This is a genomic window from Bradyrhizobium guangdongense, from assembly GCF_006483445.1.
Taxonomy (GTDB): Bacteria; Pseudomonadota; Alphaproteobacteria; order Rhizobiales; family Xanthobacteraceae; genus Bradyrhizobium; species Bradyrhizobium guangdongense_A.
Genome location: NZ_PPPT01000215.1, coordinates 1 through 22,072, shown reverse-complemented (window position 1 = coordinate 22,072; position 22,072 = coordinate 1). Strand labels below are relative to the sequence as shown.

Genomic DNA, 22,072 nt, shown 5'->3' with positions numbered 1-22,072 from the left:
GACAGCCATTTGACGAGACCTTCGGACAGCCCGATCCAGGCCGCAGCGAGAGAGCTCCTCGCTCAGGGCGCGCAGTTCGACCGCTGGGGCACGCTCGCCCTGATGGACATTTCGCTGCGCTATCGCCGCACTGTGATCGGCCCGCTCTGGATCACGCTGACGCTGGCGGCCACGATCGGCAGCGTCGGGACCGTCTATGCCGCGCTGTTCAAGCAGGACGTCTCGATTTTCCTGCCGTCCTTCGCCGTCGGCCTGATCGTCTGGACGTTGATGGCATCGACGCTGCAGGAAGGCTCGAACGTCTTCGTGCTGTCGGGGCACCTGATCAAGGCGGTGCCGGCGCCCCTGATCGTCCATGTGCTGCAGATGCTGGCGCGCAACGTCATCATCTTCCTGCATCATCTTTTGCTCGTCATCGTGCTGTATCTGGTGATGCCGTGGCCGTTGCACGCAACCATGCTGCTCGCAATCCCCGGCTTCCTGATTCTGCTGGTCGCCCTGTTCGGCGTCGCCACCGCGCTTGGCATGCTCTGCGCGCGCTTCCGCGACATCGGTTCGGCGATCACGAGCGGATTGCAGTTCGTCTTCTTCCTGACGCCGATCATCTGGACGGCGGACGCGGTGCATGGCACCGCGTTTCAATGGTTGATCGCGGCCAACCCGTTCACGACGCTGCTCGAGCTCGTGCGCAAGCCGCTGCTGTCGCAGCCGGTCGATGCCGGGCAGTGGCTGCTCGGGCTGGTCTATGCCGCCGGCGCCGCAGCGCTGGCGCTGGGCTGCTACGCGAAGTATCGCAAACGCGTCGCGTACTGGCTGTGAGCGCGAAGCGATGAGCATCTCGGCCCACATCCACCTGCAGGACGTCTCGGTCGACTTCCCGATTCTGTCGTTCCGCGAGCGATCGCTGCGCCGCCGTTTCATGCGTGCGATGACGCCGTTCATGGCGCGGCCGCAGGCGCCGACGCATGTCGTGAGCGCGCTCAGTGACGTCACGCTCGACATCCGCGCCGGCGACCGCGTCGCGCTTATCGGCGCCAACGGTGCCGGCAAGACCACGCTGCTGCGCGTGCTCGCCGGAATCTACCATCCGACGTCGGGCAGCGCTGACGTGCTCGGCCGCTGTCTGTCTCTCTTCGACCTTGCCGCAGGCTTCGATGAGGAGGCCACCGGCTACGAGAACATCATGCGGCGCGGGCTCGTGGTCGGCGCACGCCGCGCCGAGATCGAAGCGCGACGCTACGAGATCGCCGAGTTCACCGAGCTCGGCGACAAGCTCGACCTGCCGCTGCGCACCTATTCCAGCGGCATGATGTTGCGGCTGATCTTTGCGGTGGCGACCGCCGTGGAAGGTGAGATCGTCTTGCTCGACGAATGGATCGGCGTCGGCGACCAGCAGTTCCGCCGCAAGGCGCGGCAGCGCCTCGACGATATCGTCGCGCGCGCCGGCATCCTCGTGCTCGCCTCCCATGACGTCGATTTGCTCAGAAGTACCTGCAACCGTGCGGTTCTGTTGCAGCAGGGACGAATCGCGGCTGTGGGAACCGTCGATGGCATCATCGATCGATACGTCGCGGGTGCTGGCGACGCTCGGAACTGACGGTTCCAATTCCTGTTTTTGCAAGCATCAACAAACGGTTGCGTTAGCTTGTGGCGCAACCATGGCAAGCTCGCCAAAAAAATGCTGGATTTGGCGGGAACCATCCGGGAACTGCTGAATTGCAGTATGTGAGCACTACAGTTTATAGTGGTGCCACCAGGGAAGAACGCCCATGCTCGCCGCGCTCGAGATCAACTTCGCGCTGTGGGGAATGATCATCTGCGCAAGCATCAAGCTTGCCGAGATGATGGGATAGACACTTGGCGATGGCGGCTGCGGAAGCAGCGCCGCGCGTGCGAGGCTAGCGGTGCGCGCTGTGGCTGGGCTGTGACGTGGTCCGGCGCAACAGGAACTCCGGAACCTCACGCGACCTCGTCGGCGAGACGTATGGTGCAAATCTGAGATAGACCGCGCGACGGCGACGGGATACCAGCTCGCGTACACCATAGCCGCAGCCGAAGGAGATCGCCGCGGTCCCCAAAAGTATCAGCAAACCCAACACGTTGACACGCCCCCTGGGAGCATCTTGTGTCAAATCCGGGAGGGCTGTGCAAGCTGCTAGGTGAGAGCTGCGAACCGCCGTTCAATGCTCGGGAACGTTGCGCGAACGGTGTGCTCAGATCTTAGTCAGATCATGGGTCGTTCGTCCAAACTCAGCGCCAAATGGATCGTCTGTGGGTCGCGTCGCTTGGCTGGTTTGAAGCCGGCCTTGTCGAACACACTCAACATGGACGCGTTCTCGGACAGCACCTCCGCGGTGAGCTCGTGCAGTCCGGCTTCACGCGCGAGATCGATGAGGCGGCGCATCAGGAGCGAGCCGATGCCGCGCCCCTGCCAGGCATCGATCACGACGAAGGCGAGTTCGGCTTGCCCGGGCTCGGTGACAACATAGCGGCCACCGCCGACGATGGCTTGGCGTCCTGCGTCCTCAGCGAGCACGACCAGCGCAACATGCGTCTTGAAATCGATCGCCATGAAGAAGGCGCGCTCCTTGTCGGAGAAGTGGCGCTTCGGTGCGAAGAAGCGCCGCTGCAGCGACTGCACGCTGGTTTGCTCAAGGGCGGCGAGCATGTCGCCCTCGTCGGTGGCCCGCAACGCGCGGACCTCGACCGGCGTGCCGTCGCGCAAGCGCTCCTGCCTCGCGTAGTATGCGGGGTCCGACATGACGCCAACCCGTTAGTTGTGCTGCCTCGGGCGATCAGGCCGCCGATCGCCGTGCATGGCTTGATTTGGATCAAGATGGCCGTTCGGGCGCGGTTCCTAGCTTCGCTGCGTTCAAGACGAAGGGCCGCCCCGTGAAGACACTTCGCCAGCTCCTCTCCGGAGAGGACATCATCCAACTCGTGATCCGGCTCGGTTTGCTCGCGCTGCTGATCCTGTGGACCTTCGTCATCATCAAGCCCTTTGTGCCGATCCTGACCTGGGCCGGCGTGCTAGCGGTCGCGTTCTATCCGGCCTTTAGCTGGCTCGCCAAACGGCTTGGCGGCCGGCCCCGGACGTCTGCTGTCATTCTCACGCTGGTCACGCTCGGAATCGTGATCGGGCCGGCGACCTGGCTCGGTGTGAGCGCGGTCGAGGGCGTCAAGGATCTGGCGAGCCAGATCGGCACCGGCGAACTCGTGCTGCAGGCCCCGCCGGAGCGGATCAAGGCGTGGCCGGTGATCGGTCCGCAGCTCTTCGAGCTCTGGGACCAAGCCTACACCAACATCCGCGCGGCGCTGCGCGAAATCGCGCCCTATTTGAAACCGCTGGCCGGGACGATGCTCTCGCTCGCGGGCGACGCCGGCGTCGGAACGCTGCAGTTTCTGGTCTCGGTCCTGGTGATGGGATTCCTGTTTCCGTTCGGGCCGCAACTCGTGGCCGCCAGCCGCGGCTTCCTGTTCCGCGTCATTCCCGAGCAGAGCGAGCATTTTCTTGAACTCGCCGGCGCGACGATCCGCGCGGTCTCCCAAGGCGTGATCGGCGTTGCCGTCATCCAGGCGCTGCTTGCCGGTATCGGGTTCAAGCTTGCGAGCATCCCGAGCGCGGGTCTGCTCGCCTTCATCGTCCTGATGCTCTCGATCGTGCAGATCGGCGCGGCGCTGGTGCTGCTCCCCGTGATCATCTGGCTCTGGATGGACAAGGACGTCACCACGGCACTGCTGCTCACGATATTCTTCGTGATCGTCGGCCTGCTCGACAACATTCTGAAGCCCTTGCTGATGGGGCGCGGTCTGACCACGCCGACATTGGTGATCCTGGTCGGCGTGATCGGCGGCACGCTTGCACACGGAATCGTCGGCCTTTTCATCGGTCCGATCGTTCTGGCGGTCGCCTGGGAGTTGGCGGTGGCCTGGATCCGCATCGAGCGCGCGCCGCAGGCGGTTGCCGACCGTTGACTTATGTCAACGTTGGCTATCGCAGTGCCTCTTTGAATGACCTCACGCGACGGCGAGGTCAGATCATGTCGATGGATAAGATAAAGCTCCCGGAAGGTCCGATGTCGGGCCTGGTCGCATCGGCAGTGGAATACATGGTCGATGCTGGACAGCGGAGCGTTCTGTTCCTCGACATCATGCGACGTCGCGGCGACCAGTACCGGGAGCATGTCGCCCAGACCGCGCCCCATGTGCTGCAATATTCCGCCGAACTGGTCATGGACGGCCGCAAGCTTGCTGAGCCCGTCAATTATGCGCTGGTGCGCATCATCCCGCCCCAGGGTGTCGAGATCGACATGAAACGTCGTCCCTTCGTCGTGGTCGATCCGCGCGCGGGCCACGGTCCCGGCATCGGTGGCTTCAAGGCCGACAGCGAGATCGGCGTGGCGATGAAGGCGGGGCATCCCTGTTACTTCATCGGGTTCCTGCCGGACCCGATGCCTGGCCAGACCATCGAGTGTATCGCGCGCGCTGAGGCCCAGTTCATCGAGAAGGTCATCAGCCTTCACCCGGATGCCGATGGAAAACCCTGCGTGATCGGCAATTGCCAGGCCGGATGGGCGGTCATGATCCTGGCGTCGCTGCGCCCGGAGCTGTTCGGGCCGCTGATCATCGCCGGCGCGCCACTGGCCTATTGGGAGGGCGTGCACGGAAAATATCCGATGCGCTATTCGGGCGGGCTGTTGGGCGGGAGTTGGCTGACGGCGCTGACTTCAGACCTCGGCGCGGGAAAGTTCGACGGCGCCTGGCTGGTGCAAAACTTCGAGAACCAGAATCCGTCGAACACGCTCTGGACCAAGCAGTACAACGTCTACTCCAAGGTCGACACCGAAGCGGACCGTTATCTCGAATTCGAGCGTTGGTGGGGCGGTCACGTCAATCTGAACGCGGCGGAGATCCAGTTCATCGTCGACGAGCTGTTCGTCGGCAACAATCTCGCGGCCGGCAAGATCGAGATGTCCGACGGCAAGAAGGTGGACCTGCGCAACATCCGCTCGCCGATCGTCGTGTTCTGCTCGGAAGGCGATAACGTCACGCCGCCCCAGCAGGCGCTGAACTGGATTCTCGAGTGCTATGCCGATGTCGACGAGATCAGGGCCTATGGCCAGACCATCGTCTACACCGTGCACAAGAGCATCGGCCATCTCGGCATCTTCGTATCCGGCGGCGTGGCCAAGAAGGAGCACGCCGAATTCTCCAGCAATATTGACCTGATCGACGTTCTGCCACCCGGACTCTATGAAGCGACGTTCGAGGCGAAGGGCGAGGAGACCGCGAGCTCCGATCTCGTGGTGGGACAGTGGGTGATGCGCTGCGAGGCCCGAACCCTCGACGATATCCGTGCCATGGGCGGCAATTCGCCGGAGGACGAGCGGCGCTTTGCAGCGGCCAAGCGCGTCTCGGAGATCAACCTCGCGGCCTATCAGAAGTTCATGCAGCCCTGGATCAAGAGCATGGTGACGCCCCAGATGGCGGAGTGGGCTCAGAGCATGCATCCGCTGCGGCTGCAATACGAAATCTTCAGCAGCCAGAATCCCTACATGGCGACGGTGAAATCCCTGGCTGAGAAGGCCGACGAGAACCGCAAGCCGGTGTCGAAGGACAACCCGTTCCTGGCGTTCCAGGAGCAGATGTCGAAGCAGATCGTCCACGCCCTCGACGCCTGGCGCGATCAGCAGGAGGCCATGAGCGAAGCAATCTTCCTCAACGTTTATGGTTCGCCTGCGTTACAAGCCGCCGTCGGAATCGATCCGAATTCGGCACCGTCGCGCCCGCGCGAGATGTCTGCCGATCACCGCGCCATGCTCGACAAGCGTGTCGCCGACCTGAAGTCGCGGATGGGCGAGGGCGGTCTTCGCGAGGCGGCGCTGCGCGCGCTGCTCTACGTCGGCTCGGCGCGGGGCATGGTTGATGAGCGGAGCATCGAGGCGCTGCGTCAGATCCGACGCGAGCACAGCGGCGATCGCATGAGCCTGGCCGAGTTCAAGGTGCTCGTGCGTGAGCAGTTCTTCATGCTGCTGCTCGACCGGGATGCGGCACTCGCGGCCATTCCGAAGATGCTGCCGGATAACGTTAACCTGCGCCGCGGCGCGTTTGAGGCGATGCGCGAGGTGCTGTCCGCGAGCGAGGACATCACGGGCGAGCGTGCGAGCCGCCTGAGGCAGGTTGCGGGCCTGTTTGGCGTCGACACGGGCGAGGGGGGCGAAAGGGCGTCGAACGTTGCCCCTTTCGACCCGAAGGCGCGCGCGTCGTAACGCGGCTTGGAGGAATCGGGAGCGACATGATGTCAGAAGGCACGGCAAGCGCGCAGTCGCCCAGCAAATATGATCGCCTGATTGCGGCGGCGAAGGCGCTGCAGCCGGCACCGACGGTCGTCGTGCATCCCTGCGACGAGACGTCACTTCGTGGTGCCGTCGACAGCGCGACTGCCGGCATCATCCGGCCGCTGCTGGTGGGTCCGGAACGGAAAATCAAGGACACCGCCGCCAAATTTGGACTGGACATCTCCGGCTACGAGATCATCGACGCCGCGCATAGCGACGAGTCCGCCGCAAAGGGCGTCGAGTTGATCCACGCTGCCCGGGCCGAGCTGCTGATGAAAGGCAGCCTTCATACGGACGAACTGATGAAGGCGGTTACGGCAAAGGTCGGCGGTTTGCGCACGGATCGCCGTATCAGCCATGTCTTTGTCATGGACGTGCCGGCCTATACCGACACGATCTTCGTGACCGATGCCGCGATCAACATCTTCCCCGATCTGGACGCCAAGCGCGATATCATCCAGAACGCGATCGACCTCTACAATCAGGCCGGTTTTGGCAAGACACCGCGGGTTGCCATCCTGTCCGCGGTCGAGACGGTCACGTCAAAGATCCCGTCCACGATCGAGGCGGCAGCGCTCTGCAAGATGGCGGACCGCGGCCAGATCACGGGCGGTGTGCTCGACGGTCCCCTGGCCTTCGACAATGCCATTGACGTCGAGTCCGCGCGGATCAAGGGTATCAAATCCGAGGTCGCGGGACGGGCGCAGATTCTGGTCGTGCCCGACCTCGAGTCCGGAAACATGCTCGCCAAGAACCTGGCTTATTTCGCCAAGGCCGACGGAGCCGGCATCGTGCTCGGTGCGCGTGTGCCCGTCGTCCTGACCTCGCGCGCGGATAGCCCGCGGGCGCGGATGGCGTCCTGTGCGGTGGCCGCGCTCTATGCAAATGCAAGGCGCCAGAAGGCGCCGACAGTTGCGGCGTGACTGCCATGGACAGCATCCTCGTCATCAACGCAGGCTCGTCGAGCGTCAAATTCCAGGTCTTTGCGGTCGAGGGCGAGGGCAGGCTGCGTCGCCTGATCAAGGGCCAGATGGACGGCATCGGCAGCCGCCCGCGCCTGCGGGCAAGCGGGGCTGACGGCGATCCCATGGCCGACCGTGCCTATCCGATCGAGGCGATCCCGGACGTGCCAGCCGCCATGGAGGTGGCGGGCGAATGGCTTAGGAACGAGGCTCGCGTCACTCCGCTCGCCGTCGGCCATCGCGTCGTGCATGGCGGACCGGACTATGAGCGGCCGGTCCTGATCGACCATGGCGTGGTGGCAAAGCTGGAGCGCTTCATTTCGCTGGCGCCGCTGCACCAGCCGCACAATCTGGCGCCGATCCGCTCGATCCTGACCAACTTCCCGACGCTGCCGCAGGTCGCCTGCTTCGACACTGCGTTTCATCGCACGCATGGCCCTCTTGCCGATCACTATGCCATTCCCTACCAGCTCCACGCCGAAGGCGTGCGGCGCTACGGTTTCCACGGGCTGTCCTACGAATACATCTCAAAGACTCTCCCGCAGATCGCGCCCGAGATCGCCAAGAAGCGCGTGATCGTCGCCCATCTCGGCAGCGGCGCCTCGATGTGCGCGATGAAGGGTGGCTCGAGCGTCGAAAGCACCATGGGTTTTACTGCGCTCGACGGCCTGCCGATGGGAACGCGCCCCGGCCAGCTCGATCCCGGCGTCGTGCTGTATCTGATGTCCGAAAAGGGCATGTCGGCAGCGAAGGTGCAGGACTTCCTCTATCGCGACTGCGGATTGAAAGGCCTGTCCGGCGTCAGCAACGACATGCGCGAGCTGGACGCGAGCACCGATCCGCGCGCGAGGCTGGCGGTCGACTATTTCGTGTACCGCATCGGCCTCGCCGCCGGCATGCTGGCGGCGGCGCTGCAAGGGCTCGATGCCTTCGTGTTCACCGCGGGGATCGGCGAGAACTCGGTGAACATCCGTGCGCGTGTGACGGAGCAGCTTGCCTGGCTCGGCGTCGCGCTCGATGCAGTCGAGAACGAACGGCATTCGCGGCTGATATCGCGCCAAAACAGTCTCATTCCCGTCTATGTCGTGCCGACCGACGAGGAGTTGATGATCGCGCAACACACGCTGGCGCTGCTGATGAACGGCCATTCGCCAAGCCACAGACATGAGAGGGTGTCATGATCCCCGTATTTCCGGACAGCAAGGTCGCCCTCAAGGGGAAGAAAGGCCTGATCGTCGGCATCGCCAACGACCAGTCGATCGCCTGGGGCTGCGCACGCGCGTTTCGCGCGCTCGGCGCCGATCTCGCCGTCACCTATCTCAACGACCGCGCCAAGAAGCATGTCGAGCCGTTGGCGCAGGCGCTGGAAGCGCCGATCTTCATGCCGCTCGATGTCATGGTCGAGGGCCAGATGGAAGCGGTCTTCGAGCGCATCGCCAAGGAGTGGGGGCAACTCGACTTCCTGCTGCATTCCATCGCTTTTTCGCCGAAGGAGGCCCTGCACGGCCGTGTCGTCGACGTGAACCGCGACGGCTTCCTCAAGACGATGGACGTGTCCTGCTGGTCGTTCCTGCGCATGGCGCATCTCGCCGAGCCCTTGATGAAGAACGGCGGCACGCTATTCACCATGACCTATTACGGCAGCCAGATGGTGGTGGAGAACTATAACATCATGGGCGTGGCAAAAGCGGCGCTCGAGGCGTCCGTGCGCTATGCCGCAGCCGAGCTCGGCCCAAAGGGCATCCGTGTCCACGCCATCTCGCCGGGCCCGCTCGCCACCCGTGCGGCGTCGGGCATCCCCGAGTTCGATGAGCTCATGGACAAGGCGCAGTCGAAGGCGCCATCGCGCAGCCTCGTCAGCATCGACGACGTCGGCAACGCCACCGCGTTCCTGGCGCTCGACGGTGCCAAGCTGATCACTGGCGGTGTGCTCTATATCGACGGTGGCTATCACATCATCGACTGAGCGCGCCGAACGCGCTCAGCGGTAGTGCAGGCCGATCAGCTCGGCGACGCAGGCGGGCTTCTTGCCGCCCTCGATCTCGATCACGAGGTGATAGTTGACGCGCAACCCGTCGGGGGGCACATCCTCGGCCTCCGCTATGGTGACGCGGCCGCGCAGCTTTGAGCCGGCGGGGACGGGCGCCAGGTAACGGATGCGGTCGGCGCCGTAGTTCAGCGTGTTGCGCAGGCCCTTCAGTCCGATCACCGAGCGGATGAACATCGGTGCCAGCGCCAGCGAGAGCAGCCCGTGGGCGATGGTCTTGCCGCCCGGCATCTCCTCCCTGGCACGCTCCGTATCGACATGGATCCATTGCTCGTCGCAGGTCGCGTCCGCAAACTTGTTGATACGGTCCTGCGTGATCTCGATCCAGTCGCTGGCGCCGATCTCGGTCCCGACAGCCGATTTGATCTCGTTGAAGTCGTTGAATACCCGCATGGCCATCACCTGATCGATCAGAGCTTCATTTCCGGCACGTGATCGGGGACGGCAAGCTCGGCCTCCGTCACCGCCAGGACTTCGCCGACGCTGACGCCGGGCGCGGTTTCCAGCAGGGTTGCCTTGCCGTCGGGGAAGCCGATGACGGCCATGTCGGTCACGACGAGGTTAACCGGGCGCGCCGAGGTCAGCGGCAGCGAGCATTTTGCGACGATCTTCGACTTGCCCTTCGCTGCGTGCTGCATGGCGACGATGACGCGCTTGGCGCCGCTGACGAGGTCCATCGCGCCGCCCATGCCCGGCACCATCTTGCCGGGGATCATCCAGTTGGCGAGAAGGCCATGCGCATCGACCTGGAGACCGCCGAGCACGGTGACGTCCACATGCCCGCCGCGGATCAGTCCGAACGACATCGCGCTGTCGAAAACGCACGCGCCGGGCAGCGCGCTGATCGGCCGCCCGCCGGCATCGGTCAGGGTCGGATGCGCCATGCCCTGTTCGGGAATCGGCCCGGTACCGATCAGGCCGTTCTCGGACTGGAAAAACACCTTCAGATCAGGCGGCACGTAGTTCGCGACCAGCGTCGGAATGCCGATGCCGAGATTGACGAGGTTGCCGGTCTTCAATTCCTGCGCGACACGCCGGGCGATGACGATCTGCGGCTCCATGATGTCACCCGTTGGTAATGAGGTAGTCGACGAGCGGCGCTGGCGTCACGACATGGTCGGGCGCGATGACGCCGACCGGGACGATGTTGTCCGCCGTCACGATCACGGTGTCGGCAGCCATCGCCATGACCGGATTGAAATTGCGGGAGGTGAGTGCGTAGGCTAGGTTGCCGATGTAGTCGGCGAGGAAGGCGTGAACCAGCGCGAACTGGGCGCGCAGCGCGGTCTCCAGCAGGAACGGCTTGCCGTCCACCTCGATCTGCCGTTTGCCATCCGCGACCAATGTGCCGACGCCAGTCGGCGTCAAGACGCCGCCAAGACCGCAGCCGCCGGCGCGAATGCGCTCGACGAAGGTGCCTTGCGGCACGAGGTCGACGGCGATCTGGTTCGCCAGCATCTGCTTCTGCGCATTTGGATTGAGGCCGATATGCGTTGCCGTCAGTTTTGAAACGAGCGCCGCATCGAACAGCTTGCCGACGCCCTTGCCGGGGATGGCGGCGTCGTTGCAGATCAGGGTCAGGCCGGTCTTCTTCTGCCGGACGACCTCGTCGAGCAGTCGCTCCGGCGTCCCGACGCCCATGAAGCCGCCGACCATGACGCTGGCGCCTGGCGGAATCATCGCAACGGCTTCTTCGACGGAAACGGCCTTCATGGTCCATACTCCCGATCAGCCAAGGCGCGGCATGAGGGTGGCAGTACCGAAATGTTGGCGACTGGTCACAGCGCAGCTTTGATTTGCATCAAGGCTCCGATCATTCCGATCGCGATGCGTCGATGCCAATGCTTTCGAGCGTTTCGCGCCAGAGCTTACGGACGCTGGCGTGGCGTTTCTCGAGAGCCGCACTGACAGCGTCGCGATGCGGCACGAGATCTGGTCCCTTGAGGTAGAGGATCTGCGCCTGCAACAGCCGTCCGCTCTCGAATTCGATCCGGCGCAACGCCACGACGAAGGGATCCTGCCCATTAGCTTCCACGGGCAGCAGCGCGGCTGGCCGGATGCTGGCGTGCACGGCGTGGGCCAGCGTTGCGAGGTGGACGGCTTGCGCAAGCGAGCGGTCGGCGATCCCCTCGATTGGCGCAGGCAGCCAGGCTGTTTCCCACGCTGCGGTCATATAGCCCAAGGCGATGTCGGGCACCCACGACGTCGCGCGCATCAGCAGCGAGACGATCTCACTCTCGCGATAGAACTGCGCGTTCAATTCCGTCTGCCAGGCGGCATCAAACCTTGCGGGCAGGGTGAACGCGAACTGCCGGGCGAGTGCGCCATGCGCCGAGATCAGGAAGGCTGCGACGCGCGTCTGCTGCGGCCGTGGGACGCGGCCGTCTGACTCGAGCGGGCCGAAGAATCCGCTCATGACGGCGTCCTTTTGACGGGAATGGCACGCAGGTGATCGTACTCGGCCGGGAAGGGCGTGAGCTCGCCGCCGGGCTCATCCGGCGCGATCCAGACCGCCTGATTGCCTTGCCAGCGGCCCGCCAGCACGTCATCGGCGAAGCGCGCAAGCAGGTCGGCCGTGAGCGCGCTCTTCTCCAGCGTGAAGGCGTGATAGGCTCTTGGAATGATCACGAGCGAACTGTTGGGGATCTTGACCCGCAGGGTCTCGTGCAGGGGGCGCGGCGTCAGGAAGTCGAACTCGCCGTTGAGGATCATCGTCGGCACAGTGATCGACGACAGGCGCGGCGTGAGCGGCTGGAAGTCGAGGAAGGACTCCATCAGGTTCTGCAGCGCGTAGACGTCGTTGACCAGCCAGCCCTGGCGCTTGACGCTGTCGAGCTTGTCGAGCAGCGGTTTGAGCCATTGATCCGACAAGTTCATCGGCAACAGCAAATCCTGGAGGTAGCCGGTGCCGCCGAGGATCAGCCCGGTCCGCAGCGCATTGCCGATCAGGAGAAGTTGAGGCGACAACTCGGCGAAGCAGCTCATCGGCACGAGGCCAACGATGCGCTCGCCATGCTCGATGGCATAGCGGAGCGCGATCAGGCCGCCAAAGCTGATGCCGCTGAGGAAAATGGGCCCGTCGCCGAGCTCGATGACAAGCAGATGCAATGCGGCGACCTGGTCGTCCTGGTTAATGAAAAGTGTCGGCTTGTCGGAAGCTCCCTGTCCCAGGAGGTCGAAGGTCGCGACACGAAAGCCGCGCCCCAGCAGCGCCTCGCGATAGGCGGCCCATAGCTCGGAATACTGCGTAAGCCCGTTCACGAGCACGTAGGCGGGCGCGCCCGCCGGCCCGTCGAGCTCATAGCGTATCCGATACGAGCCGTGGCTGAGGAAAGGCATCGCGCAAAACTACCGGCAATCTGATGCCTGCGATCCTCAACCTCCGCGATCGGATTCCATTGAGTTAGATCAAAGGCTCCGCGGTCGTTCTTCCTAGCGTTTCGACAAAATGCCTCAGGGAGGAGTCCGTCATGACCGGGACAGATGTCGTGAAACGTTGCTTCGTCGGCCTGATCGTCTTGCTGGTCGGCACCAGTCTCGCAGTCGCGCAGCCCTTCACGCGCCGATCGTCGCAGGTCAAGCATGACGAGCTGAAAAAGACCTACGAGATCGCCAACTTCAAACTCGGCGGCAAGTACGACCTCGCCGATCCATCCAAATGGGAGAATGGCGGAGAAGGCGGCGTCACGTTGGAATCGCTCGGTGGCGGCAAGCTGCGCACGGCCTATATCGCGATCGGCAACGCACGGCGCAACGCGGCTGGCGAGATCACCAATGCCGTCGTGATCAATTCCTACTATTCCGGCGATTCCACCGACATGTACGAGCAGTGGGTCGTTGGTGCGGCACTATCCGGCGGCGTGCCGATCATCGGCCCGGGCCGGCCCATCGATACCGACAAGTACTACGTCATCATGGTCGATCCGCTTGGCACCTGGGGCGCCAGCAAGCCGTCTGACGGTCTCGGCATCAAGTTTCCGCAATACAGCTACTACGACATGGTGCAGGCCAATTACCGCCTGCTGCGCGACGGGCTGAAGGTCGCGCGGGTCGCGCTGGTCGCCGGCGTTTCCATGGGCGGGACCCAGACCTACGTCTGGGGCGTCATGCATCCGGAATATGTCAGCGCGCTGATGCCGATCGGCGGCACCACGCAATCGGATGGCGAGGACCCCGTCGGCAACTGGACCTTCCAGATGATGACGGCCGCGATCGAAGGCGATCCGGTCTGGCAGGCGACCAAGGGCGACTATTACAAGCTGCCCAAGGAAAAGCATCCGGTGCCGGGCGTGGCATTCGGCTGGTCGATCCTCGGCATGACCGGCTATGACTTCGCCTTCCGCACGACCCAGAACTGGAAGGCGGTGCAGCCTGAAATCTTCTACTGGGATCCGCCGAACGAGAAGGCCGGCTTGAACGTCACCAACCGCGCAAAACTTTATGACGCGGTCGATCTCGTCTGGCGCAATCGGGTCGGCGAGACCCATAATATCAATCCCTATCTCGGCCGCATCCAGGCGCGCACGCTGGTGATGCACATCACCAACGACCTCTGGCTCAACTTCAAGCTGGCCCAGCAGGCCGTCGATCGCGTGCCCGGCGCGGACCTGATCGCACAGGAGAGCCCGGTCGCCCATTACGGCGTGTTCCCGATCATCAACCAGCGCAAGAACGATCCAAAATTCGTCGCGTTCATGGACGACGTCGCGGCATTGGATCGCGCGCAAAAATTCGTCGACAAGAACTATCGCGTGCCCGGCGTTGCTGCGAAGATCGATCCCAACAAATCCTTCTGGAAGGATGCCGTCACCTATCCGTATCCGGTCAAATACGCCAACGCGAAAGACATTCGCGGCAATTCCTGGCAGATCGGCTACATGGACGAATATAACGGCACCGACAGGGATCCGAAGGTGCTGGTCATCATCCATGGCAAGGGCGCATTCGGCGGGCATTACGGCAACGTCATGCAGTACGCGTTGCGCAGCGGCATTCGCGTGATCGTGCCTGACCTGCCGCATTACGGCATGTCCGGGCCCGGCAATCTCGACAAGAGCCCGGCGCGCACCATGCAGGACATGCGCGAGGTCATCTACGACCTTGTCGTGAACCAGCTCGGCGTCAAGAAGGCTGTCTATCTCGGCCATTCGCTCGGCGGGCAGTTCGTGGTGGGTTACGCCCTGACCTGGCCCGACGCCGTGACGTCGCTCGCGCTCGAAGCGCCCTCCGGTCTCGAGGAATATCCACGCGACATCACCATCGCCAAGGACAAGAAGGCCAAGCTGTTCGACCCGGACCTCGGCCGTGATTTCGACAAGTGGAAGTCGATCTGGGACCAGACCGGTATTCTTGCAGCCGAGAAGGCGCGCGACGAGCAGAGCGTGCGCGACTTCTTCTACTTCAAGAAGCGTGACCCGAACACCGGCGTCCTGTCGGCGGCAAAGAGCGGCTACTTCTTCAGCGACAGCGAATATGCCCGCTTCCACACCGAGCAGCGCGTCGGTCTGATCAAGGGTAATCCGAAGGAGCTCGAGCAGTGGTGCAACGTCTTCATTTTCGACATCTACACCATCGGCGCCGAGCTGCAGCAGGATGACCCGAAGAACCTGTACGAACGGGTCACGCAGATCAAGGCGCCGATCTTCCTGGCGTTCGGCGACAAGGAGCCGTTCATCCCGACGCCGGCGTTCAACGGGCTGACCGATCTCGGGCGCGACGTGATCACGCCGTTCATGACGCGCATGACCAATGCCGGCAACCGTCCCATGCTAAAAATCTATCCGGAAACCGGGCATTTCATCCACACCGACAATCCCGTGGAGTTCTCGGCCGACGTGGTGGATTTCGTGACCAAGGGAACGGTCGACACCTCATCGCCGCAGGGCACCGATCGCATGATCAAGGGTGCGGTGGCGTCGGCCATCCCGGTGGCGCCGACGCCGCCCGGTGCGGCGCCGACGGCCGGCCTCAACAAATAGGGCCTGACCATGCCAAGGGTGCAGGCGGGGAACGTTCAGTTGGGCTGGCGAGAGTGGGGGCAGGGCGACGTCACCGTCGTCTTCATCCACGGCAATCTCGCCAGCAAGGACTGGATCGAGCTCGCCGCACCATTGTTTCCGACCGGACTGCGCGTGATCGGCGTCGACTGGCGCGGCTGCGGCGACAGCGACCGTCCGAAGTCTTCGGCCGACTATGCCAACTACTCGATGCAGCAGCATGCCGAGGACATGCTGGCGGCGCTGGACACTCTGGGCATCCGATACTGCCATCTCGCGACCCATTCGACCGGCGGCATCATCGCCGCGCGCATGCTGCTGATGCAGCCGCAGCGGTTTGGCCGGGTGTTCGCGCTCGATCCGGTGACGCCGCTCGGCATGGCCTTCAACGCGGACCAGATCGGGCTGTTCAGGGCGATGATGGCGAGCAAGGAGCTGACACGGACCGTGATGGCGACCGCTGCCTCCTCGCTGTTCGTCCCGGAGAGCATGGCGCCGAACATGATCCCGCGATTTCGGGACGGGGTAGGCGAGATCCAGTCCCTGTTCGACCGGATCATCGAGCAGACTTTTGGTGTATCCGAGGGCATCTGGATCGGAACGCCGGTCAATCTCACCAAGGAGAAAGAGAGCCGCGAACTGGAGCGGCGCATGCCCGAAATCGGGCATTCGCACCTCGTGCTGTGGGGCGAGTGGGACGGCTGGATTCCGCCCGCCGATCTCCGTGCCATGGCCGAGGCGATGCCGGATTGCAGGCTGGTGATCGTGCCCGGGATCGGGCACTCTATGAACCTCGAACGCCCGGCGCTCTATGCCGGTTACTTCGGTGCGTGGTTCGGCGGGCTCGCCGCCTGAACCCCAAGGGTGGACACAAGGGAGGAACGACATGGTTGACCTGAATCCGTCCGCTGAGAACGTCCGCAACATGCTCGGTGATGCGTTAGGACGCCTGCGCACGGCGAATGCAGAGTATTTCGCGCTGCTGGAGAAGGGCCTGGCGTCATCGCCGCTGCCGATCGCAAGCCAGGCCAAGGAGTTCTGCGCACTCATGCAGCGCAACGCCACCGCGACATTCGACCTCGGCGACAAGCTGATCCACGCCAAGGACATGCAGGACGCGTTGAAAATCCAGTCCGAGTTCTTCCAGGATCAGATGCGCACACTGACCGATCAGGCCAAGAACATGGGTGAGTCAGCCATGAAGGCGGCGAGCGGCATGTTCGCACCCAAGAGCTGATCGAGAGAGGGCGATGGCGCTTCAGTTCTTGGTTGGCACCATCGTCAGCCTGATCAACATCATGATCCACGCACTGGTGACGATCGGCGCCATCGGCTTTGCCCGTTCGGCAGGACTGCGTCACACCGTCCGGCCGCGATTGCATCTCATGACCGTGATGGCGGGGACCGCCGCCGCGCTTATGGTGGCGCACACGCTCGAGATCATGGTCTGGGCGCTGGCCTATCGGGTGATCGGCGCGGTGCCGCCCGGCAGCGAGGTGCTCTATTTCACCTTCGTAAATTACACCACGCTCGGCTACGGCGATATCACGCCCGCGCCGGAGTGGCGGTTGACGGGGCCGATGGCCGCGATGAACGGCATATTACTGTTCGGGTGGTCGACCGCCGTCCTGTTCGAGGTGCTCCGCAAGGCGCTGGAGCACCTTACGGCGATCGGCGCGCCAGGCTTCAGTTCTGAAGATCCAGACTAGCGAGCTGCTGCCGGTCGAGCAGCACGATCTGACGCTGGCTATTCCCGATGAATCCGAGTGTGCCAAGGTCGTGCAAATGCGATATCGCCCGCGAGACGGTCTCCAGCGTGAGGCCGAGATAGTCAGCGATATCGCGCCGTGACATCGGCAACGCCATCACGCCTGCGGCCGTCAGTCGCTTGTCCATCTCGAGCAGGAAGGCGGCGACCCGCTCCAGCGACGTCTTCCGGCCGAGCAGCAGCATGTGATCTTCGGCGTGCTGCAGATTCATCGTGGTCATGCTCAGCAGGTTCTTGGCAACGATGGCGTCGGTCTCGGCCACGGTCTCCAGGCTTTGCCGCTTGATCAGGCGGACGGTCGTATCGACCACGGCTTCCGTCGTGAAACGGTGGGAGCTGCCGTTCTCAAGTCCAAATATATCGCCGGCGAGATGGAAGGCGCCGATCTGACGGCGTCCGTCGGAGAGCAGTTTGTAGCTTCGAACCGCGCCTGATTTGACTTGGTAGACATATTCGGCGGGCTCTTTCTCGCCGTAGATCTCGTTGCCTTTCTTGTAAGTATACTCGTTCAAACTGACTAGGGGATTTGAATCGCTGGTCATTCCGAGATCGTTGAGTGAATTGGGGCGGGGCAGCGGATCGGTCGTAATGCGTACGAACATGGCCAGCTCCTCAACAATGATCGCTGAATTGTTTCTTCAGTCGACTCTTTCATTGCGGGGAATGTGCCGCGCAATCCCACTCCCGCCGAGGTTGATTACGACGAGGGGTGGATTCTTAACCATTGTCTCTTGGAGCATTGTACCAAGGGACAGGGTGGCAATATCGTGCGCAGGTTGAGAAGACCGTGGCATCGGCGCTGTGCATTTCATGTTGCGTTGTTTCGATCCGCGGATTCTCCGTTATGCCCGGTACCATGCATAAGAATGACCCAACGATATTTAGAATTGATTCTATTATCCAAGGCCCCACTGCATCCTGCGTGATGAAGACGTGAAATTGCCTGGCTTGATTCACATCGTCGACGACGACGCATCGTTTCGTACCGCGATGGAGCGCCGGCTGAGGCTCGCCGGCTACGACGTCGCGGCCTATGCGTCGGCGCAGGATCTGCTCGACCGGTTGCCCGGCGACGACAAGCCCGGCTGCGTTCTGCTCGATGTGCAGATCCCGGGGCTGAGCGGTCCCGACCTGCAGAGCCGTCTCATCGAGCTCGGCTCGACGCTTCCCATCGTCTTCCTGACCGGTCATGCCGATACGCCGACGACCGTGCGCGCCATCAAGGCCGGCGCAGAGGACTTTCTCGCCAAGCCGGTGTCGTCAGAGCAGTTGATCGACGCGATCGAGCGCGCCCTGGCACGCCAGGCCACGGCGCTGAGCCAGCGCGGCAAGCTTGATGCGTTCCGCGCGCTCGTGGCCTCGCTGACGCCGCGCGAGCGCCAGGTGTTCGATCTCATCGTGCGCGGCAAGATCAACAAGCAGGTCGCATATACGCTCGGCACGACCGAGCGCACCGTCAAGGCGCATCGCCATCAGGTGATGGAGAAGATGCAGGTTCGTTCGCTTGCCGAACTCGTTTCGATCGCGGAGCGGCTCGGAATGCTCGATTCAAACGATGACGCGCGCCGCTGAGCAGTGGTAGCGCTGTCTCCGCGTCGGGTTCCGTTGGCCTGTCCAACAGGACAATATGAAGCTTTATTGACAGCATGCTTATGGAGACGCATTGAACTTGCCGGCTGAAGGCTGTCAGAACTTTTGAACAGGCCGCCCGGGTTCGCGTTGCTCGATCAATCCGTTATCGAAGGGCCGGCCATTTTGGCAGCAGCACGCAAATCGATCTTCGTCGTGGAAGACGACACCTCGATGCGTATGAGCATCAAGCGGCTGCTGCGCGAGCACGGCTTCAGCACGCTGCTGTTCGGCTCCGCGGCCGCGCTGATCGATCATGACGACCTCGGCGCGGCCGCCTGTCTCATCGACATCAATCTGAACGACCAGTCCGGCATTGCACTGCGCCGGCAACTCGCGGACGGCGGCGTCACCGCGCCGGTCATTTACATCACCGGCAATGACAGTCCGGCGAACCGCGTGGCCGCGATCGAGTCGGGATGCACGGCGTATCTGACAAAGCCGTTCACAGCGCATGCCTTGATCGGGTCGATCCAGCAGGCCTGCCCGGGCATCGGTTAGAGCGCGCCTTCCGTCATTCGTCGATGTCCTGCTCCATCGTCTTCGCCGGAGCGCCCTTATGGACAGCGGCAAATTGCGCAAGCGGCACGGATGTCGTCAGGGCAAGCAGGCTGGAATCGACGACTTCGAGCGTCAGCATCTTGCCCGACTCCATTTCCTTGATGATCTTGGGACTTGCGACGTCGGCCGCAATGCAGGCATTGGTTACACACCAGCTATACGGCACCTGATACGAGGTGCCGCTGTCCACACTTAGCTTGGCCGGGTGCTGTAGGTACATGCCGACAGGCACGAACAATTGCAGCCGTGCGGTCGGCGTTCCCTCGCGCTCGATCAAGTCGATACGCACTGCCATTTGACCTGTCGGAAATTTTCCGGCGATCGAGGTTCGGCACAAAATCGGCGCGCCACCTGCCTTGAAGCACAGCTTTTGCCATTCTCCATAGGTAATGTCCTTGGCCTCACGCTGCCCGCGTGTTCCGACCTCGGCCGACTTAGCATGTGCTGATTTCTCACCTGCCGCGGCGTCTGGAATCGGGATGGCACAAGCCGCCGCGACGGCGAGCAAGCAAACACGTGGATCGATCATGGCCGTGCCTCCGGAAATCCTGCTGCACTCACTTCTGCTCATCGAGAAATTTCGTCACCATCGGCGACCATATCGGAACCGCCTCCGGTGACCCGATGAAGAAATGCCCCTCATTGCCGAACGGTGGCACCAGATGATACGCGGCCTTTCCTCCGGCGGCGGTGAAGACCTCGTGCATGCGTTTGGACAATGCGGGCCCGAAAAAAGTGTCGTTCTCGATATAAATCCACAGCATCGGAATACGCGACGTGCGGCCGAATTCGCCGGTTACTTCGACCAGCTTGTCCGGTGCGCAATTGTGGTTCGGCAGGCCACCGACCCGGCCGCCGCGGCCGCCGGCAAAGACGATCATCGCCTTGACCTGCGGCGGGTTCAGGCTCGATAGCGCGATGGAGGCCCAACCACCGGCGGACTGACCGACGACGATCACGTCCTTCGGGACAATGCGTTTCTCAGCGGCGAGGTAGTCAATGATCCAGAGATCGACCTGTGCGACGGCGAGGCCGGGACTGCGGAAATTGGGATTGGTGCACTTGCCGACCTTGGAGAAGAACGGTCCGTAGAGCGCGCGCTCGGGGATGTCGATGGCGGCCGCGCCATAGCCGGTGCCGGCCGGCGCCACCACGAAGTAGCCTCGCTTCGCAAACCACTTTGCGGCATCACGGAACTCGACCAGGGGAAAGAAGCTGCGATCCGTGGCCTTGAGCGAGACGCCATGGTTCATGATGACAAGCGGGAAGGGACCGTCGCCGACGGGACGCACGACATAGGCGAACATCGGCAGCGGCAAGGGCAGGGCCCAGACCTCTTCCTGAATGCGGATGTCGGCCTTGTCCTCGGCATGGACCGGCATTGCGGCAAGGAGGAGAAACGCGGCCACCCAGCGCAGGACGAGAGCAAACCGCATCGGCGTCTCCTGTCAGCCGGTATAGGTGGCGGCCACGATGATCGGGCCGAGCACGGTCAGGATCACGTTGCCGACGGCATAGGGCACCGCTACGCCGAGCACCGGCGTCTGGCTTTCCGCCATCTCGCACGCGCCGGTCACGGCGGCATCGACGGTCATGGCGCCGGCGAGCGCGCCGCAAGTCACCACCGGATTCATGCGCAGCACGTAATAGGCAAACAGCGTGGCGACGATCAGCGGCACGATGGTGATGACGAGACCCATGCCGACGAGCAGCAGGCCGTGGGCCTGGATCGCGGCCCAGGCGGCGGCACCATTGCCAAGACCAATGGCGGCGATGAAGCCGCCGAGGCCTAGATCGCTCAGGGTCTGCTGCGCGGCCGGCGGCAGCGCGCCCATGGTCGGCCGGCGCGAGCGTACCCAGCCGCAAACGAGGCCTGCGATCAGCGCACCGCCGCCGCCGCCAAGCGTCAACGCGACTCCGCCGACTTTGACGCTGGCGAGCCCCGCAAGCAAACCTACGGCAATGCCGGCGGCAAGGAAGGCGATGTCGGCGCGGTCGCCCGTGCGCAGGATCTGACCGACATTGCCTGCGGCTCGCTCGATGTTGCGGGTGCTGCCGACCAGCGTCATGACGTCGCCGACATAGACCCGCGTGTCCGGGCTCAAGGGCACCTCGCGACCCATCCGCGTCAACGCGCGCAGGAAGACGCCGCGCGCATTGGCGCCGACACGATCGGCGACGTCCTTGATGGAACGGCCATGGAGATTGCGATTGTCGACGAGCACCTCGAGCACGTTACCCGGGATCGCCTTGAGGATCTCGTCGGCGTCGATCTCGGTTCCGATGATCGGCTTGGCGGCGACGATGGCCGCGGTGCGTCCGGCAATGACGATGTTGTCGCCGGCTTCCAGCACGGTGTCCAGATGCGGCTCGACGTCCATGCCCTGGCGCACGATGCGCTCGACGACCGCGCGGCTGCCGATCTCGTCCTCGATCGATTTCACGGTGCGCCCTGCAGCCGCCGAGACCAGATAGGCGCGCGCCTGGAATTTCCGGTAGGAGAGGTTTTGGGTCTGCGGGGCCTCGCCGCCGGCGAGCTCGGCCTCCAGCTTCTTCGCTTCGACCTTCAGGTCGATGCCCATCAGTTTCGGCGCGACGAACGGCACGAACAGCAGGGTCAGGATGTAACCGAGCACATAGGTGACGGCGTAGCCAGCCGCGATGTTGGCTTCCTGCTGCTTCAGCGCTTCCGCTGCCAGACCGAGCTGCGCCAACGCACCGGATGCGGTGCCGATGACGGAGGACTGCGTCAGGGCGCCGGCGGCGATTCC

The 22,072-nt window shown here is 63.3% G+C and carries 23 protein-coding genes; 13 read left to right on the top strand and 10 right to left on the bottom strand.

Annotated features, from left to right (window positions below):
• The first annotated feature begins 9 nt into the window (after positions 1–9).
• Complete coding sequence (locus C2U70_RS28535; RefSeq protein ID WP_246666889.1) at positions 10–819, top strand: ABC transporter permease; 810 nt, start codon at positions 10–12, stop codon at positions 817–819.
• Between the two features lie 10 nt (positions 820–829).
• Positions 830–1,597, top strand: a complete 768-nt coding sequence (locus C2U70_RS28530; RefSeq protein WP_140981966.1) for an ABC transporter ATP-binding protein — start codon at positions 830–832, stop codon at positions 1,595–1,597.
• A gap of 627 nt (positions 1,598–2,224) precedes the next feature.
• Here C2U70_RS28530 and C2U70_RS28525 read toward each other — a convergent pair.
• Positions 2,225–2,761, bottom strand: coding sequence for a GNAT family N-acetyltransferase (locus C2U70_RS28525; protein WP_140981965.1), 537 nt, complete (start codon positions 2,759–2,761; stop codon positions 2,225–2,227).
• Between the two features lie 131 nt (positions 2,762–2,892).
• On the opposite strand from C2U70_RS28525, the gene C2U70_RS28520 reads away from it, so the two are divergent.
• The 5 genes from C2U70_RS28520 to fabI all read left to right on the top strand — a co-directional run bounded on the left by C2U70_RS28520 (position 2,893) and on the right by fabI (position 9,266).
• Entirely contained in the window at positions 2,893–3,975 is a 1,083-nt protein-coding gene (locus tag C2U70_RS28520; protein ID WP_140981964.1) for an AI-2E family transporter, read from the top strand.
• A gap of 65 nt (positions 3,976–4,040) precedes the next feature.
• The gene (locus C2U70_RS28515; protein ID WP_140981963.1) at positions 4,041–6,269 is read left to right on the top strand and encodes a DUF3141 domain-containing protein; all 2,229 of its coding nucleotides are present in this window, start codon (positions 4,041–4,043) and stop codon (positions 6,267–6,269) included.
• Positions 6,270–6,298: 29 nt separating this feature from the next.
• On the top strand, positions 6,299–7,261 hold the full coding sequence (locus tag C2U70_RS28510) for a phosphate acetyltransferase (RefSeq protein ID WP_140981962.1): 963 nt from the start codon (positions 6,299–6,301) through the stop codon (positions 7,259–7,261).
• Between the two features lie 5 nt (positions 7,262–7,266).
• Positions 7,267–8,481 carry an acetate/propionate family kinase gene (locus tag C2U70_RS28505; protein WP_140981961.1) on the top strand — a complete coding sequence of 405 codons (1,215 nt, stop codon included), beginning with the start codon at positions 7,267–7,269 and terminating at the stop codon, positions 8,479–8,481.
• The gene (gene fabI / locus C2U70_RS28500; RefSeq protein WP_140981960.1) at positions 8,478–9,266 is read left to right on the top strand and encodes an enoyl-ACP reductase FabI; all 789 of its coding nucleotides are present in this window, start codon (positions 8,478–8,480) and stop codon (positions 9,264–9,266) included. The genes C2U70_RS28505 and fabI overlap by 4 nt, the downstream gene beginning before the upstream one ends.
• 15 nt (positions 9,267–9,281) lie before the next feature.
• On the opposite strand, the gene C2U70_RS28495 is transcribed toward fabI, so the two are convergent.
• The 5 genes from C2U70_RS28495 to C2U70_RS28475 all read right to left on the bottom strand — a co-directional run bounded on the left by C2U70_RS28495 (position 9,282) and on the right by C2U70_RS28475 (position 12,686).
• A complete protein-coding gene (locus C2U70_RS28495; protein ID WP_140981959.1) occupies positions 9,282–9,740 on the bottom strand; it encodes a MaoC family dehydratase in 459 nt (152 codons plus the stop codon).
• 17 nt (positions 9,741–9,757) lie between these two features.
• Positions 9,758–10,408 carry a 3-oxoacid CoA-transferase subunit B gene (locus C2U70_RS28490; RefSeq protein ID WP_140981958.1) on the bottom strand — a complete coding sequence of 217 codons (651 nt, stop codon included), beginning with the start codon at positions 10,406–10,408 and terminating at the stop codon, positions 9,758–9,760.
• 4 nt (positions 10,409–10,412) lie between these two features.
• Positions 10,413–11,060: a CoA transferase subunit A gene (locus C2U70_RS28485; RefSeq protein ID WP_140981957.1), complete on the bottom strand. Its 648-nt coding sequence runs from the start codon at positions 11,058–11,060 to the stop codon at positions 10,413–10,415.
• A gap of 100 nt (positions 11,061–11,160) precedes the next feature.
• The gene (locus C2U70_RS28480) at positions 11,161–11,763 is read right to left on the bottom strand and encodes a hypothetical protein (protein ID WP_140981956.1); all 603 of its coding nucleotides are present in this window, start codon (positions 11,761–11,763) and stop codon (positions 11,161–11,163) included.
• Positions 11,760–12,686 carry an alpha/beta fold hydrolase gene (locus C2U70_RS28475; protein WP_140981955.1) on the bottom strand — a complete coding sequence of 309 codons (927 nt, stop codon included), beginning with the start codon at positions 12,684–12,686 and terminating at the stop codon, positions 11,760–11,762. The genes C2U70_RS28480 and C2U70_RS28475 overlap by 4 nt, the downstream gene beginning before the upstream one ends.
• A gap of 131 nt (positions 12,687–12,817) precedes the next feature.
• On the opposite strand from C2U70_RS28475, the gene C2U70_RS28470 reads away from it, so the two are divergent.
• The 4 genes from C2U70_RS28470 to C2U70_RS28455 are packed head-to-tail and all read left to right on the top strand — an operon-like array spanning position 12,818 to position 17,052.
• Positions 12,818–15,325, top strand: coding sequence for an alpha/beta hydrolase (locus C2U70_RS28470; RefSeq protein ID WP_140981954.1), 2,508 nt, complete (start codon positions 12,818–12,820; stop codon positions 15,323–15,325).
• Positions 15,326–15,334: 9 nt separating this feature from the next.
• Entirely contained in the window at positions 15,335–16,198 is an 864-nt protein-coding gene (locus tag C2U70_RS28465) for an alpha/beta fold hydrolase (protein ID WP_140981953.1), read from the top strand.
• Between the two features lie 31 nt (positions 16,199–16,229).
• Entirely contained in the window at positions 16,230–16,580 is a 351-nt protein-coding gene (locus tag C2U70_RS28460; RefSeq protein ID WP_140981952.1) for a phasin, read from the top strand.
• Positions 16,581–16,593: 13 nt separating this feature from the next.
• Complete coding sequence (locus tag C2U70_RS28455; RefSeq protein ID WP_140981951.1) at positions 16,594–17,052, top strand: potassium channel family protein; 459 nt, start codon at positions 16,594–16,596, stop codon at positions 17,050–17,052.
• Here the strand turns inward: C2U70_RS28455 and C2U70_RS28450 are convergent.
• Entirely contained in the window at positions 17,030–17,713 is a 684-nt protein-coding gene (locus tag C2U70_RS28450) for a helix-turn-helix domain-containing protein (protein ID WP_140981950.1), read from the bottom strand. The two genes, C2U70_RS28455 and C2U70_RS28450, sit on opposite strands and share 23 nt — an antisense overlap.
• Positions 17,714–18,050: 337 nt before the next feature.
• On the opposite strand from C2U70_RS28450, the gene C2U70_RS28445 reads away from it, so the two are divergent.
• Positions 18,051–18,683, top strand: a complete 633-nt coding sequence (locus tag C2U70_RS28445; protein WP_140981975.1) for a response regulator transcription factor — start codon at positions 18,051–18,053, stop codon at positions 18,681–18,683.
• A 183-nt stretch (positions 18,684–18,866) separates the two neighbouring features.
• Entirely contained in the window at positions 18,867–19,241 is a 375-nt protein-coding gene (locus C2U70_RS28440; protein ID WP_246666888.1) for a response regulator transcription factor, read from the top strand.
• A gap of 13 nt (positions 19,242–19,254) precedes the next feature.
• On the opposite strand, the gene C2U70_RS28435 is transcribed toward C2U70_RS28440, so the two are convergent.
• The 3 genes from C2U70_RS28435 to C2U70_RS28425 all read right to left on the bottom strand — a co-directional run.
• Positions 19,255–19,830 carry an invasion associated locus B family protein gene (locus tag C2U70_RS28435; RefSeq protein WP_140981949.1) on the bottom strand — a complete coding sequence of 192 codons (576 nt, stop codon included), beginning with the start codon at positions 19,828–19,830 and terminating at the stop codon, positions 19,255–19,257.
• A gap of 28 nt (positions 19,831–19,858) precedes the next feature.
• Positions 19,859–20,737 (bottom strand): alpha/beta hydrolase family protein, encoded by an 879-nt coding sequence (locus C2U70_RS28430; RefSeq protein ID WP_140981948.1) that lies wholly within the window; start codon positions 20,735–20,737, stop codon positions 19,859–19,861.
• A gap of 12 nt (positions 20,738–20,749) precedes the next feature.
• On the bottom strand, positions 20,750–22,072 hold a 1,323-nt coding region (locus tag C2U70_RS28425; protein ID WP_140981947.1), incomplete at its 5' end, for a TrkA C-terminal domain-containing protein.

Bases quoted from the DNA above. Each gene is read 5' to 3' on its own strand.
- C2U70_RS28530 (WP_140981966.1), top strand. From the start codon at position 830: ATGAGCATCTCGGCCCACATCCACCTGCAGGACGTCTCGGTCGACTTC.
- C2U70_RS28525 (WP_140981965.1), bottom strand. From the start codon at position 2,761: ATGTCGGACCCCGCATACTACGCGAGGCAGGAGCGCTTGCGCGACGGC.
- C2U70_RS28515 (WP_140981963.1), top strand. From the start codon at position 4,041: ATGTCGATGGATAAGATAAAGCTCCCGGAAGGTCCGATGTCGGGCCTG.
- C2U70_RS28510 (WP_140981962.1), top strand. From the start codon at position 6,299: ATGTCAGAAGGCACGGCAAGCGCGCAGTCGCCCAGCAAATATGATCGC.
- C2U70_RS28505 (WP_140981961.1), top strand. From the start codon at position 7,267: ATGGACAGCATCCTCGTCATCAACGCAGGCTCGTCGAGCGTCAAATTC.
- fabI (WP_140981960.1), top strand. From the start codon at position 8,478: ATGATCCCCGTATTTCCGGACAGCAAGGTCGCCCTCAAGGGGAAGAAA.
- C2U70_RS28495 (WP_140981959.1), bottom strand. From the start codon at position 9,740: ATGCGGGTATTCAACGACTTCAACGAGATCAAATCGGCTGTCGGGACC.
- C2U70_RS28490 (WP_140981958.1), bottom strand. From the start codon at position 10,408: ATGGAGCCGCAGATCGTCATCGCCCGGCGTGTCGCGCAGGAATTGAAG.
- C2U70_RS28485 (WP_140981957.1), bottom strand. From the start codon at position 11,060: ATGAAGGCCGTTTCCGTCGAAGAAGCCGTTGCGATGATTCCGCCAGGC.
- C2U70_RS28480 (WP_140981956.1), bottom strand. From the start codon at position 11,763: ATGAGCGGATTCTTCGGCCCGCTCGAGTCAGACGGCCGCGTCCCACGG.
- C2U70_RS28475 (WP_140981955.1), bottom strand. From the start codon at position 12,686: ATGCCTTTCCTCAGCCACGGCTCGTATCGGATACGCTATGAGCTCGAC.
- C2U70_RS28470 (WP_140981954.1), top strand. From the start codon at position 12,818: ATGACCGGGACAGATGTCGTGAAACGTTGCTTCGTCGGCCTGATCGTC.
- C2U70_RS28465 (WP_140981953.1), top strand. From the start codon at position 15,335: ATGCCAAGGGTGCAGGCGGGGAACGTTCAGTTGGGCTGGCGAGAGTGG.
- C2U70_RS28460 (WP_140981952.1), top strand. From the start codon at position 16,230: ATGGTTGACCTGAATCCGTCCGCTGAGAACGTCCGCAACATGCTCGGT.
- C2U70_RS28455 (WP_140981951.1), top strand. From the start codon at position 16,594: ATGGCGCTTCAGTTCTTGGTTGGCACCATCGTCAGCCTGATCAACATC.
- C2U70_RS28450 (WP_140981950.1), bottom strand. From the start codon at position 17,713: ATGTTCGTACGCATTACGACCGATCCGCTGCCCCGCCCCAATTCACTC.
- C2U70_RS28435 (WP_140981949.1), bottom strand. From the start codon at position 19,830: ATGATCGATCCACGTGTTTGCTTGCTCGCCGTCGCGGCGGCTTGTGCC.
- C2U70_RS28430 (WP_140981948.1), bottom strand. From the start codon at position 20,737: ATGCGGTTTGCTCTCGTCCTGCGCTGGGTGGCCGCGTTTCTCCTCCTT.